Genomic DNA, 13,009 nt, shown 5'->3' with positions numbered 1-13,009 from the left:
GAAGGCCGCGACCGAAGTGGAACGCCGGCGGGGTGCCGACGCCGAAACAGCCACGACGAGCGCGACCTGTAGATCCGCGACAATACGCCTCATGCGCGCGGATGTCAGCCGTCTATCTCGTCTCGATCCAGTCACTTGCGCGTGTGCTTGCCGCCCGTCCGGCCATCGGCAAGAGTGTTCTTTTGGGAGCGCTGCGGATTCGCCAATGATCACACTTCTCGCGCTATCCGGCAGCCTCCGCCTCGGCTCTTCGAATACGGTGCTGCTCGAAGCCGCCGCCTTGCTGGCGCCGGCCGGCATGCGCATTGCGGCCTATGACGGCATCGGTTCGCTGCCGCATTTCAATCCGGATCTCGATGGCGACAATCCGCCTCGAAGCGTCATGGCGCTGCGCCATCTGGTCGGCGCCACCGACGGGCTGATCATTTCCTGCCCCGAATATGCCCGCGGCATTCCGGGCTCCTTCAAGAACGCACTCGACTGGCTGGTCGGCAGCTTCGAATTCCCGGGCAAGCCCATCGCCCTTTTCAATGCTTCGCCGCGCGCCAGTGACGCGCAGGCGGCCCTGCGCCTGGTGCTGACCACGATGTCGGCGCGCATCGTCGAGGAGGCCTCGATCACCCTGCCCTTGCTGGCGACGCGGCTGGATGCCGCCGGCATGGCCGGAAATGTCGAAATTGCCGCTTCGGTCACCGCGGCACTGGCGGCCTTCGCGCGGGCCATCGAGACCTTCGCACAGGCAGAGCCGGGAGGCTCGGGCTAGAGCAAAATGGCTTTTCCTCGGATCGCCATTTCAATCCAACCCTTTGTTTTGACGCATTTTCTTAATCGAAAAGTCTATCGACTTTTCTGGAAAACGCTTTAACTCGCCCGCACCAGCCTGCGGACATCCGCTTCGAGCTGACGGGTCAGGGTCTTGCGATCGGTGGCGGCATCGCAGGCCAGGGCCTCACCCCAGGTCACCACGGCATCGATCGGCGGGCCGGAGAGAATGCCGACGAGATGCGGTGCCAGATCCATGTCGCCGATCCAGGCGACTTCCTTCATGGCGCCGCGGCCGATCGGCAGCCCGCCGCGCTTGGCATAGCGCAGGGCGAGCGGCTGGACATAGGCCGCCGCCTCGCCGCCATCGAGCGCTTCGCGCGCGGCCCCCACCAAGGCGGAACGGAAGGGCAGGACGTGGACGCCGTCTCCAGTGGTGCCTTCGCCGAACAGCACCATGGCATCCCCGGCCTTCAGCCTGGCACCGATGGCGGCAGTGGCATGGCCTGTCTTGTGGCGGCGTTCGCGCTCGATGAAGACCGAGCGCTGCAGCCGGGCGAACAGGCCGATCACCGGCCAGCCGCGCACCTCGCTCTTGGCGATGAAGGACAAGGGCGCCAGGGCGCCCAGCACCACGATGTCGAGCCAGGAGACATGGTTGGCGACGATCAGCAGCGGCCGTTGCCGGGCCTGGGTGCCGTTGACGGCAACCCGGACGCCGATGATGGCGAGCACGCTGCGATGGAAGAACACCGGCAGGCGGCGAGCCAGCGCCCAGTCGCGCCTCACCGCCAGCCATTGCAGCGGGATCAGGGGCATGGCCAGCAGGGCGACGGCAGCAATACGGCAGATCGCCTTGAGGCGCATGGGAAGACATCCGGGGAAATCGGGGCCTTCATAGGCGAAAGCGGGGGCAGAGGGCAAATGAGGCCTCTGGGATCGCAGGCATCCTTGCCTGCTCTTGGAAGCATCCCGCGTGGGGAAGAGGAAGAGCCGGCAGAGATGCCGGCGATCCCAGAAGAGTCCCCCTACTCCGCCGCGGTCATCAGGCCGGGCTTCTTCTCGGCAGCGATGGCGGGCTCGCCCGGCGCGGGCGGCCTGACGTCGTGCTGCTCGGGCTCGGGCAGGACGTCGTCGGTGCGCGCCGGCAGGTCCTCCGGCTTGCGTGCGAACCAGCTGGCGACGCGGTCGAGGGAGAGATAGACCACCGGCGTGATGTAGAGGGTGAGCAGCTGCGAGACGATCAGGCCGCCCACCACGGTGACGCCGAGCGGCCGGCGCAGCTCGGCGCCGGCGCCATGGCCGAGGGCGATCGGCAGCGCGCCGAGAATGGCGGCGAGCGAGGTCATCATGATCGGGCGGAAACGCAGCACCGCCGCCTCGACGATGGCCTCCTTGGCCGGCAGGCCGGCGGCCCGGCGCTGCACGGCGAAATCCACCATCATGATGGCGTTCTTCTTGACGATGCCGATCAGCATGATCAGGCCGATCATGGCGATGATGGAGAGGTCCATCGAGAACAGCTGCAGCGTCAGCAGGGCGCCGATACCGGCCGTCGGCAGGCCCGACAGGATGGTGATCGGATGGATGAAGCTCTCATAGAGGATGCCGAGCAGGATATAGACCACCAGCACCGCGGCGAAGAGCAGCAACGGCATGCTGGCGAGCGAATCCTGGAACTGCTGGGCGGTACCCTGGAACTGGGTGGCGATCGTCTTGGGAATGTCGAGCTCGGCCGTCGCCTGCTGGATGGCGTCCACCGCCTGGCTGAGCGCGACGCCGGGCTGGAGGTTGAAGGAGATCGTCACCGAGGGCAGCTGGCCGATATGGGAGAGCGACACCGCCGACGGCTTCTGCTCGATGCGCGCCACGCTGTCGAGCGGGATCAGCACCCCCGAGCTCGAGCGGACATTGAGCTTGCGCATCAGGTCCTGGGGCGAGCTATAGGCCTGGCTCGCCTCCAGGATCACTTCATAGGTATTTTCCGGCGCATAAATGGTCGAGACTTGGCTGGTGCCATAGGCCGAGTAGAGCGCAGAGCGGATCTGGTCGACGGTAACGCCGAGCTTGGCGGCATTGTCGCGATCGATCGAGACGACGGCATCGCGCGCCTTGATCTGCAGGTCGGAGTTGACGCCGGTGATACCCGGAATCTGGGCCATGCGGGCTTGCAGCTTCTGGGCATTGGCGCGCAGTTCGTCGACGTCGGGCGACATCAGGGCGTATTGATACTGGCTGCGCGAACGGGTGGCGCCGATATTGATCGACTGCACCGCCTGGAAATAGGTGTTGATGCCAGGCACCTTCGCCGCTTCCTGGGCGAGGCGCTTGATCACCACGTCGATCGGATCCGTGCGGGCCGGCTTGTCGCGCAGCTGGATGTTCATGCTGCCGGAGCTGATCTGGCTGGTCGCCCCGCCGCCGATGCTCGACAGGATGGCGACGACATCGGGATCCTTGCGCAATTCGGTGACGACGGCCTGCTGGCGCGCCATCATCGCCTCGAAGGAGACGTCGTCGGGTCCCACGGTCGAGACGGAAACGAAGCCCATATCCTCCTGCGGGAAGAAGCCCTTGGGGATATTGACGAAGAGGATCGCGGTCACGACGAAGGTCGCCGCCGTGACGGTGAGCATGAAGCCGGGCGAATTGACGGCCCAGCGCACCGTGAGGGCATAGCCCCTGGTCAGCCAGTTGAAACCGGCTTCGAACAGCCGCAGCAGCAGCCCCGGGCGCTTTTCCTCGGAATGCTCCTTGATCAAGCGCGAGCACAGCATCGGCGTCAGCGTCAGCGAAACCACGCCGGAGATCAGGATGGCGATAGCCATCACATAGCCGAACTCGGAGAACATCCGCCCGATGATGCCGCCCATGAAGATCACCGGGATGAATACGGCGATCAGCGACAGCGTCATCGACAGAATGGTGAAGCCGACCTCGCGCGAGCCGATCAGGGCCGCCGCAAAGGGTTTCTGCCCCAGTTCGACATGGCGGACGATGTTCTCCAGCATGACGATGGCATCGTCGACCACGAAGCCGACGCACAGCGTCAAGGCGAGCAGCGAGATGTTGTCGATCGAAAAACCGAGCACATACATGCCCGCGAAGGTGCCGATCAGCGAGATCGGCAGGGCGATGGCCGGGATCAGCGTTGCCCGCGCGCTGCGCAGGAAGAAGTAGATCACGATCACGACCAGCAGGATCGACAGGCCCAGCGTGAACTCGACATCCTCCACTGCCGCGCGGATCGGCACGGAACGGTCCATCAGCGTGTCGAGGCTGACGCCGACCGGCAGGCTTTCCCGGATCTTGGGCAGCGTGTTCTTGACCGCGTCGACCACGGCGACGGTATTGGCGTCGGGCTGGCGCTGGATGGCAATGATGATGCCGCGGGTGTCGTTGCGCCAAGCCGCGGTCTTGTCGTTCTCGACGCTGTCGATGGCGCGGGCAACATCCTGCAGCAGCACCGGGGCGCCGTTCTTGGAAGACACCACGATCGGCATGTAGCCCTTGGCATAGCGGATCGGACCAGTGGCATCGAGGATGAGGTTGCGGCCGTTATTGCTGGTCGAACCGACGGGCGTATTGGAATTGGCGGCGGCGACGGCCTTCTGCAGGTCGTCGAGGGTGAGGCCACGCGCGGTGAGCTGGTCGAGATCGGCCTCCACCCGCACGGCATATTGCTGCGATCCCCAGATATTGACCTGGGCGACGCCCGGCAGCGTCGCCAGCAACGGCTGGATGTTGGACTGCGCGAAGCGGTCGATGTCGGATGTGCGCGCCTGGTCCGAGGTCAGCGCCATGAAGATCACCGGCTGGTCGGCCGGATTGACCTTCCTGAAGCTCGGCGGCGTGGTCATCTCGGTGGGCAGCTGGCGCTGCGCCGTGGCGATGGCGGCCTGCACGTCCAGCGCCGCACCGTCGACATTGCGATTGAGATCGAACTGCAGGACGATCTGCGTCGAGCCCAGATAGGAGGTCGATGACATCGTGGAGATGCCGGAAATCGCCGAGAACTGCTTCTCGAGAATGGCGGCCACCGAGGAAGCCATGGTTTCCGGGCTCGCGCCCGGCAGAGTGGCGGTCACCGAAATCGTCGGATAGTCGACGCGCGGCACGGCCGCCACCGGCAATTGCCGGTAGCCGAACCAGCCGGCCGCAATGAAGGAGACCATCAACAGGATGGTCATGACCGGGCGGCGGATGCACAATTCCGAAAACAACGGCTTGTCTCCCGGCTTCAGCTTTTGGCACTGGTATTGGCGGCGGTGCTCTCCTTGGCCCCCGCATTGATGGCGACCGGCGCACCGTCGACCAGGCGCAAACCCCCGTCGACCACCACCTGTTCGCCGCTCTCGACGCCCTTGGTGATCACGGCATCGGCGCCGGCGACGCGCGCAACGGTCACGGACCGAAGCTCAGCCGTTTTACCATCTTTCACCACGAAGACGTAGCTTCCCTTTTGGCCAAGCTGGACGGCGGCATCGGGAACCACCACTTGCGGGCTGGCATTGGGCAGGACGACCTGCACGTTGACGAAGGCGCCGCCCCACAGGATTTCGTGCGGATTGGGGATGTCGGCCTTGACCATGATGGTGCCCGTGGCGGCATCGATGGCGTTCTCGACGAAGGACACCTGGCCGGTGAGCGTATTGCCGCCGGTAATGGCGTCGACGCGTACCGGTCCCTTCGCCATCGCCTCGCGCAGTTCGGCCAGGCGCGACTGCGGGATCGAGAAGGCCACCACGGCCGGGTCGAGCTGGTTCACGGTGGCGAGCGGCGCGGTGTCGGAGGTGCGCACCGTCGAGCCGGGCTTGACCGGGATCGAACCGATGCGCCCGGGCACGGGTGCGCGGATCACGGTATAATCGAGCGTCACCTCGGCCGCTTCCAGCGAGGCCTGGTCTGCCTGGAGCTGCGCCTGCCCGACCTTGAGGGCGGTCGCGGCCGTATCACGCGTGGTCGCCGCACCGGCATTGCGGGCGAGCAGGTCATTGGCGCGGGACAGGTCGATCTGGGCCTGGGCGATCTGGGCCTGGTCGCGCGCGATCTGCGCCTGGATCTGGGCGATCTGCGCCTTGATGGCGCGATCATCCAGGGTGAAGAGAATATCGTCCTGCTTGACCTCGGCCCCCTCGGCGACACGGACGCTGGTGACCGCGGTGTTGTCGATCCGGGTGCGGATCTGGATGGAGGCATAGGGCGTGGCGGTGCCGACGGCATCGATCACCATCGGCATCTGCTTGGCGACCGCCTGGACGAGCACCACGGGCACCGGCGCGACGTTGCGCTGCGAAGACTTGCCTGCCCCGGCCGCCTGCGGCGCTTCGGGAGCATGCAGCGCATCGGAGAAGCCGGGAAGAGCGGCAATGAGAGTCTTGGAGGAAGGCACCGTCTGCACCAGCCACGGCACCAGTGTGGCACGCTGCCACCAAGCCAGGCCGACGACCAGGACGAAAACAAGCACGAAATTGAGAAGACGCTTCATCGAGCCGCCATCAGATCTTCATTAGGTCCGGGCAGGCGAGGCCTCCCCCTTTTTTCACGACAATACCCCCCGCTGCCGATCATATCCGGAAACGGGTGTTGCGATGTATCAATGCGTACAAATTGCAGCGAGTATGTGAACGCATTGTTTCTCATCCGGCACAACGAGCCTCCGCCCGCACACGTTTTCGTGTATAGGAACCGAAATTTCGTGATCACGGTTCAGGCTGGCTCAAGCTTGCAACCAATAGTCTACAAGATTGATAGAAATATGTTGACCATAGCAATCGGCTTGCCTAATCGTCGCGGCTGAAAGGCCGGGAACCGGGCATTCACCGAAGGTTTCGGCTGTCATGAGGTGTGAAATGGGTAAGTTCTGGAACAGGGCCGGTATCGCCGTGCTGGCTGGCCTGTCGACCATGCTGGTGGCCACGGCGCAGGCCGAAACGCCGCCCGGCCTGCTGGTGGTCGGCCAGTCGATCGACGATGCCGTCAGCTTCGACCCGGCAGAGGGTTTCGAGTTGACGACGGTGCAGGCCTTCAACGCCCTTTACCAGCGCCTGGTGCAGTCGAACCGCCAGGACGGCACCCGCATCGAGCCGGCTCTTGCCAGCGCCTGGGAAGCCGGCAGCGACGGCAAGAGCCTGACTTTCACCCTGGCCAAGGATGCCAAATTCACCTCCGGCAATCCCGTGCGCCCGGAAGACGTGATCTTCTCCTTCTCGCGGGCCGTGAAGCTCAACAAGTCGCCCGCCTTCATCCTCAACGAGCTCGGCTGGACCGTGGAGAATGTCGACAAGTCCATCACCAAGATCGATGACGGCAAGGTCAAGCTGAGCTGGCAGGCCGATGTCGGCCCGGCCTTCGTGCTCGCCATCCTGACCGCGCCGATCGCCTCCATCGTCGACGAAGCCACGGTCTCTCCCCAGGCCGCCAATGGCGATTTCGGCAATGGCTGGCTGAAGTCGCACTCGGCCGGCAGCGGCGCCTTCAAGATCAACACCTATACCGCTCATGAAGCGCTGGTACTGGATGCCAACCCGACCTCGCCGGGCGGCGCCCCCAAGCTGCAGGGCGTGATCCTGCGTAACGTGCCTGATGCGGCCGCCCGCCGTCTGCTGATCGAGCAGGGCGACATCGACATCGCCCGTGGCCTGGGCGCCGACCAGATCGATGCGCTCAAGAAGGAGGGCAAGCTCAACGTGCTCGCCATCCCCTCGGCCCGCTCGGACTATCTCCTGATAAACAGCAAGGCCAATGCCGCCCTCGGCAATCCCGCCTTCTGGGAGGCAGCCCGCTATCTCGTCGACTATGAGGGCATCGCCAAGAACCTGCTGCGTGGCCAGTCGCAGGTGCACCAGGCCTTCCTGCCCACCGGCTTCCCCGGCGCGCTGAACGACAATCCCTACAAGCTCGATGTCGAGAAGGCCAAGAAGATCCTGGCCGATGCCGGCATCGGCCCGACCAAGATCGCCTTCCCCGTCTTCAACGAAGAGCCCTATCTGCAGATCGCGCAGTCCCTGCAGCAGACTTTTGGCCAAGCCGGCCTCACGCTCGACATCCAGCCGGGCGTCGCCAGCGACATCTATGCCAAAGGCCGCTCGGGACAGTATGAATTCACGCTGCGCTACTGGATTCCGGATTATTTCGACCCGCACTCCAATGCCAGCGCCTTCGCCGTCAACCGCGACAACAAGTACAACACCATCGCCAAGCAGGCGGGCTGGGTGATCCCGGAACTCAGCAACGAGACGGCTGCCGCGGTGAAGGAGCAGGATCCGGCCAAGCGCGCCGCCCTCTATGAGGACCTGCAGCGCAAGATCCAGAAGAGCGCTCCCTATGTGCTGATGTTCCAGGGCAGCGACCAGGTGGTGCTCGGCAAGGCCGTCAAGGGCTATGCCCAGGGCCTCAACGCTGACCAGGTTTATTACGACCAGGTCGAGAAGTGACTTGATGTCTCGTTCCAATCGTCGAGATTGGGACGAGACGGCCTTCTTCCTCGTGGCGCCGGGACTTCGCATTCGCGCCACTTCCGGGACTGACGATGCAAGCTGATGAAACGCCGGGCGCCAGGCCCTTCCTCCGCCCGGTGCTCAGGGTGCTGCGCTGGCTGCTGTCCGTCGTTCTGACGCTGTTCGGCCTGATCGTCGTCACCTTCATCCTGACCAGGCTCTCCAGCATCGATCCCGCCCTGCAGCAGGTCGGCGATCACGCCAGCCAGTCGAGCTACGAGGCCGCGCGCCGCGAACTCGGGCTCGACCAGCCGCTGGTGATGCAATTCCTGCGCTATCTCGGCCATGTCGTCCAAGGCGATCTCGGCATGGCCACGTCGACGGGCCAGCCGGTCCGCTCCGACATCCTGCGTACCTTCACCGCGACGCTCGAACTGGCCACCGCCGCGGCGCTGATCGGTGCCGTACTCGGCCTGGCGCTCGGCATCCTGGCGGCGCTGCGGCCGCGCGGCCTGGTCGACAACCTCGCTCGATTGTTATCGCTGATCGGCTATTCGACCCCGATCTTCTGGCTCGGACTGATCTTTCTGCTGCTGTTCTACGCCCGGCTGCACTGGGCGCCGGGACCGGGGCGCCTCGACATCGTGTTCCAATACACCATGAAACCCATCACCGGCTTCGCGCTGATCGACGCCTGGCTCTCGGGAACACCTGGCGCTTTGCGCAGCGCCCTCGCCCATCTCGTCCTGCCGACGGCGGTGCTGGCCCTCTATGCCATGGCCGGCATTTCGAGGCTGACGCGCGCCGCCATTCTCGAACAGCTTTCCAGGGAATATGTGCTCACCGCCCGCGCCAAGGGAGCCAGCCCCCTGCGGGTGGTGCTGGTCCATATCCTGCCTAATGTGGCCGGCACGCTGATCACCGTGATCGCCCTCGCCTATGCCAGCCTGCTCGAGGGCGCGGTGCTCACCGAGACGGTATTCGCCTGGCCCGGCATCGGACGCTACCTCACCGTCGCCATGTTCGCCGGCGACACCGCCGCCATCCTCGGCTCGACCCTGGCGATCGGCATGGCCTTCGTGCTGCTCAATAGCCTCACCGACCTGATCGTCACCCGCGTCGATCCGACTGCCCTGGCGGAGCGCGGCTGATGGCATCCCCTGCAATCTCTTTCTCGGCATTGCGCCGTTCGCCATCCGCCCTGATCGGGGCGAGTGTGCTCGTCCTGCTCATCTTCATGGCGCTGGCGGCACCGCTGATCGCCCCCTACGATCCCAACCTGCAGGACAGCGCCATCCGTCTCGCCGCCCCGTCCTGGCAGCACTGGCTCGGCACGGACGGCTTCGGGCGCGACCTGCTTTCGCGCCTGATCTACGGTGCGCAGCCGACCCTGCTGCTGATCGTCCTGGTCACTGTGCTGATGGCCCCGCTCGGCGTGGCGGTCGGGCTGCTCGCCGGCTTCTTCGGCGGCTTTACCGAGCGGGTGCTGATGCGCCTGACCGATATCGTGATGTCCTTCCCGCGCCTGGTGCTGGCCTTCGCCTTCGTCGCCATTCTCGGTCCAGGCCTGGTCAATGGTGCCCTCGCTCTGGCCCTGACGAGCTGGCCGGCCTATGCCCGGCTCGCCAGGGTGGAAACATCGGCGCTCGCCAGCAGCGACTATCTCGCCGCCGCGTCCATGGTCGGCATTAGGGGGCCGCGCCTGCTTCTCGGCCATGTGCTGCCGCTCGTGCTGCCCTCGGCCATCATCCGACTGGCGCTCGACCTCGCCGGCATCATCCTGGCCGCGGCAGGCCTGGGTTTCCTCGGCCTCGGCGTGCGTCCGCCCATGGCCGAATGGGGCTCGATGGTGGCCGACGGCACCAAGGTGATCTTCGACCAGTGGTGGATCGCCGCCGCGCCGGGCCTTGCCATCTTCGCCACCAGCCTCGCTTTGAACCTGCTGGGGGATGGGCTGCGCGACATCTTGGATCCGCGCCATGACTGATACCCTGCTGCAGGTCGAGGATCTGGTGGTCGAGACCAAGGACAAGACCGCTGGAAACGTGGAAAGCGGCGAAGCGATACCCCGCCGGCTCGTGCATGGCATTTCCTTTACGGTCGGGCGCGAGAAAGTGGCGATCGTCGGCGAATCCGGTTCGGGCAAGTCGCTGACCGCCCGGGCGATCATGGGCCTGCTGCCGACGAGCCTCGCGGCGCGGACAGCCGGGTTGCGGCTGGGCGAGACCGACCTCGCCGGCCTCGATGCGCGAGGCTGGCAGCGCCTGCGTGGCCGGCGCATCGGCCTGGTGCTGCAGGATCCGAAATTCTCGCTCAATCCGGCACACCGTGTCGGTCGCCAGGTGGAAGAGGCCCTTCTGCTGCATCATCGCCTGCCCAAGGCCGAGCGGCGGCGAAAGGCTCTCGCCATGCTCGCCCAGGTCGGGCTCGACGATCCCGAGCGGGTCTATGCCAGCCTGCCGGCCGAACTCTCCGGCGGCATGGGCCAGCGCGTGATGATCGCCGCCATGCTGATCGGTGAACCGGACTTGCTGATCGCCGACGAACCGACTTCCGCGCTCGACCATGTCGTGCGCGATCAGATCCTCGGATTGCTGGAACGCCTGGCGCGCAAACGCGGCATGGGCCTGCTGCTGATCAGCCATGATCTGCAGCAGGTTTCCCGCTTCGCCGACCGCGTCCTGGTGATGCGCCAGGGCTCGATCGTCGACGCCCTCCCGGCCAGTGAACTCGCCCAGGCAAGCCACCCCTATACGCGCGGCCTGTGGCAGGCGCGGCCCTCGGCAGCGACCTACGGTACCCGCCTGCCGACTCCCGACACGCCGCAAGCGCCTTACCCGGGGGATGCACGGCCATGACGGCGTTGTCGATCGACAATCTGGAGGTCAGCTTCCAGCGTCGCGGCCGCAGCTTTGCCGCCGTGCGCGGCGTGAGCTTTGCCGTGGAGCCCGGCGAGACCTTCGGGCTGGTCGGCCCGTCGGGCTGCGGCAAGAGCACGGTGCTGCGCGTCCTTGCCGGCCTGAACCTGAACTGGCAGGGCGCGATTGCGGTATTCGGGCATTCCCTGCAGCCGGGACGCGCCATCGAGGGCGCCCTGAGGCGCGACATCCAGATGGTGTTCCAGGATCCCTATGCCTCGCTGCATCCGCGTCACGCCATTGCGCGCGTGCTCGGCGAACCGCTGGAGATACGAGGAGAGACCGATATTGCCGGCCGTGTCAGGGCCAGCCTCGCCGATGTCGGCCTCGCCGCCGAGATCGCCGGGCGCTACCCGCACCAGCTGTCCGGCGGCCAGCGCCAGCGCGTGGCGATCGCCCGGGCCCTGCTGCTCGAGCCTCGCCTGCTGCTGCTCGACGAGCCCACTTCGGCACTCGACATTTCGGTGCAGGCCGGCATCCTCAATCTGCTCAACGACCTCAAGCGTCGCCATGGCATGACACTGGTGCTGGTGAGCCACGACCCCGACGTGATCGGCCATATGTGCGACAGGGCAGCGCGCATGGCGGGCGGCCGGATCGAGGCGCTGCTCGACCGCCGCGATCTCGCACGCGGCTGAAGTCCCCGGCCTGGAATCAACGCGGCCGTTGGCATGAAATCTACTTCTTGTCTTCGAGGATCCTGAAATCATCGAGGCAGGCTTTGCGCTCGATGTCCGGCTTCGACAGACAAGCCGTGAGCTGCTTCCCGCGCAGTTCGAAAGCGGAACGCACGCAAGCGCGCCCCAGTACCGGCGGAATGCCGCCGACCGCGCCGAGCGGACAGGTTCCCTGCACGAAGGCGAGCCATCGACGCTGGCTTTCGACCAGAAGCTTCCTGTCCGGCTCGCCCGCCATGGTCCTCCTTACATTTTCGTAGATAGCGGCGAGCCTGATGTCCGCCTGCCCGAGGTCCGTATCGGCGCAGATGGCGATTTCCAGCGGCGTGGAGGGTTTGTCACAATCGAAACTCGCCCGCAGGCCCGGATCGGCCGCATCGGCCGCGCCGTCGGCCGTCTCGGCAAGGCAGTCGATGCTGATGCCTGCCTCACCGCAACCGTCGAGCAGGGCAAAGCGCTTCTCGAAGGCGCCACGGGCACAGGCAAGGCTCTTGGCGGTAACAAGGCTCTTGGCGGAAAACGGCCTGTTGCCATCAACAAGATTGCATTTTCGGGCGACGCGATCGAGCCAGCGACGCTGGTCGGCAATGAGGGCGCCGCGGGTCTGCCGGTCTGCCTTCAGGCTCGCGACTGCCTCGCCATAGCTCTGGGCCAGGACGAGATCGGCTTGCCCCAATTTCCGGTCGGAACAAATCGCCTTCTCCAGCGCCGTGTCCGCCTCGCCGCAGTTGAAGCTGGCGCGGCCGAGCGGCTCGCGGGCGGTGTTCGGATCGGCAAAGCGCGCCGCGACCTCGCTCTGGCAGGTCGCGGCCATCGACATATAGAGCGTACCCTGCTGGCCGGCATAGCGGTAGGCGCAGAGCTGCATGCGATCGCCATAGTCGATCTGATCCGCCTTGGAGAGTTGCGGGTAAAACTCCTTTTCGCAGATGGAGACGACGATGGCGCTGAAGCTGGTATCGGCGCTGGAGCCCCACCGGCATTCGCGCAACAGCGCCGTCGCCGCCTTGCAGCTCTTCTGCTCCCGCAGCAGATTTTCGAGGCCCTCTATACCGGATTCCCCTGGTTTGGCGCAGGAATTGTCCTGCCCCAAGGCCGGCTGCGCGGCCACAAGCAGGATCGAAAGGATCAGAAAACCAAAATAGCGCATCGCGCACCCTCTCAAAGGGGAATAGCGAGAGGCTATAGGAGGCCGGGCCTTTCCGGCCATCGC

Annotated in this window: 10 protein-coding genes; 6 read left to right on the top strand and 4 right to left on the bottom strand. The window is 65.4% G+C overall.

Annotation, left to right across the window (positions count from 1 at the left end):
* The first annotated feature begins 205 nt into the window (after window positions 1-205).
* The gene (locus tag ACTJKX_RS27955) at window positions 206-763 is read left to right on the top strand and encodes an NADPH-dependent FMN reductase (protein ID WP_440727243.1); all 558 of its coding nucleotides are present in this window, start codon (window positions 206-208) and stop codon (window positions 761-763) included.
* 98 nt (window positions 764-861) lie between these two features.
* On the opposite strand, the gene ACTJKX_RS27950 is transcribed toward ACTJKX_RS27955, so the two are convergent.
* From ACTJKX_RS27950 to ACTJKX_RS27940, 3 genes are all read right to left on the bottom strand, one after another.
* Window positions 862-1,629 carry a lysophospholipid acyltransferase family protein gene (locus tag ACTJKX_RS27950; protein WP_440727242.1) on the bottom strand — a complete coding sequence of 256 codons (768 nt, stop codon included), beginning with the start codon at window positions 1,627-1,629 and terminating at the stop codon, window positions 862-864.
* Window positions 1,630-1,790: 161 nt separating this feature from the next.
* Window positions 1,791-4,985 (bottom strand): efflux RND transporter permease subunit, encoded by a 3,195-nt coding sequence (locus ACTJKX_RS27945; protein ID WP_440727241.1) that lies wholly within the window; start codon window positions 4,983-4,985, stop codon window positions 1,791-1,793.
* A 17-nt stretch (window positions 4,986-5,002) separates the two neighbouring features.
* Entirely contained in the window at window positions 5,003-6,250 is a 1,248-nt protein-coding gene (locus ACTJKX_RS27940; RefSeq protein WP_440727240.1) for an efflux RND transporter periplasmic adaptor subunit, read from the bottom strand.
* A 364-nt stretch (window positions 6,251-6,614) separates the two neighbouring features.
* Between ACTJKX_RS27940 and ACTJKX_RS27935 the strand changes: the two genes are divergently transcribed.
* The 5 genes from ACTJKX_RS27935 to ACTJKX_RS27915 all read left to right on the top strand — a co-directional run bounded on the left by ACTJKX_RS27935 (window position 6,615) and on the right by ACTJKX_RS27915 (window position 11,757).
* A complete protein-coding gene (locus ACTJKX_RS27935; protein ID WP_440727239.1) occupies window positions 6,615-8,198 on the top strand; it encodes an ABC transporter substrate-binding protein in 1,584 nt (527 codons plus the stop codon).
* Window positions 8,199-8,293: 95 nt separating this feature from the next.
* Window positions 8,294-9,352 (top strand): ABC transporter permease, encoded by a 1,059-nt coding sequence (locus ACTJKX_RS27930; protein WP_440727238.1) that lies wholly within the window; start codon window positions 8,294-8,296, stop codon window positions 9,350-9,352.
* On the top strand, window positions 9,352-10,188 hold the full coding sequence (locus ACTJKX_RS27925; protein WP_440727237.1) for an ABC transporter permease: 837 nt from the start codon (window positions 9,352-9,354) through the stop codon (window positions 10,186-10,188). Before ACTJKX_RS27930 ends, ACTJKX_RS27925 begins: the two co-directional genes overlap by 1 nt.
* Window positions 10,181-11,059: an ATP-binding cassette domain-containing protein gene (locus ACTJKX_RS27920; protein ID WP_440727236.1), complete on the top strand. Its 879-nt coding sequence runs from the start codon at window positions 10,181-10,183 to the stop codon at window positions 11,057-11,059. The genes ACTJKX_RS27925 and ACTJKX_RS27920 overlap by 8 nt, the downstream gene beginning before the upstream one ends.
* On the top strand, window positions 11,056-11,757 hold the full coding sequence (locus ACTJKX_RS27915; RefSeq protein ID WP_394312584.1) for an ABC transporter ATP-binding protein: 702 nt from the start codon (window positions 11,056-11,058) through the stop codon (window positions 11,755-11,757). The genes ACTJKX_RS27920 and ACTJKX_RS27915 overlap by 4 nt, the downstream gene beginning before the upstream one ends.
* A gap of 40 nt (window positions 11,758-11,797) precedes the next feature.
* On the opposite strand, the gene ACTJKX_RS27910 is transcribed toward ACTJKX_RS27915, so the two are convergent.
* The gene (locus ACTJKX_RS27910) at window positions 11,798-12,946 is read right to left on the bottom strand and encodes a lysozyme inhibitor LprI family protein (RefSeq protein ID WP_440727235.1); all 1,149 of its coding nucleotides are present in this window, start codon (window positions 12,944-12,946) and stop codon (window positions 11,798-11,800) included.
* Between the last annotated feature and the right edge of the window lie 63 nt (window positions 12,947-13,009).

Source organism: Labrys sp. 22185 (genome assembly GCF_052045555.1).
GTDB classification, from domain to species: Bacteria; Pseudomonadota; Alphaproteobacteria; order Rhizobiales; family Labraceae; genus Labrys; species Labrys neptuniae.
The sequence above is the reverse complement of the archived record's forward strand: the minus strand, read 5'-3'. Positions and strand labels throughout refer to the sequence as shown.

Excerpts from the sequence above, each read along its gene's own strand:
- ACTJKX_RS27920 (WP_440727236.1), top strand. The coding sequence starts at position 10,181 with ATGACTGATACCCTGCTGCAGGTCGAGGATCTGGTGGTCGAGACCAAG.
- ACTJKX_RS27915 (WP_394312584.1), top strand. The coding sequence starts at position 11,056 with ATGACGGCGTTGTCGATCGACAATCTGGAGGTCAGCTTCCAGCGTCGC.
- ACTJKX_RS27930 (WP_440727238.1), top strand. The coding sequence starts at position 8,294 with ATGCAAGCTGATGAAACGCCGGGCGCCAGGCCCTTCCTCCGCCCGGTG.
- ACTJKX_RS27940 (WP_440727240.1), bottom strand. The coding sequence starts at position 6,250 with ATGAAGCGTCTTCTCAATTTCGTGCTTGTTTTCGTCCTGGTCGTCGGC.
- ACTJKX_RS27925 (WP_440727237.1), top strand. The coding sequence starts at position 9,352 with ATGGCATCCCCTGCAATCTCTTTCTCGGCATTGCGCCGTTCGCCATCC.
- ACTJKX_RS27950 (WP_440727242.1), bottom strand. The coding sequence starts at position 1,629 with ATGCGCCTCAAGGCGATCTGCCGTATTGCTGCCGTCGCCCTGCTGGCC.
- ACTJKX_RS27935 (WP_440727239.1), top strand. The coding sequence starts at position 6,615 with ATGGGTAAGTTCTGGAACAGGGCCGGTATCGCCGTGCTGGCTGGCCTG.
- ACTJKX_RS27910 (WP_440727235.1), bottom strand. The coding sequence starts at position 12,946 with ATGCGCTATTTTGGTTTTCTGATCCTTTCGATCCTGCTTGTGGCCGCG.
- ACTJKX_RS27955 (WP_440727243.1), top strand. The coding sequence starts at position 206 with ATGATCACACTTCTCGCGCTATCCGGCAGCCTCCGCCTCGGCTCTTCG.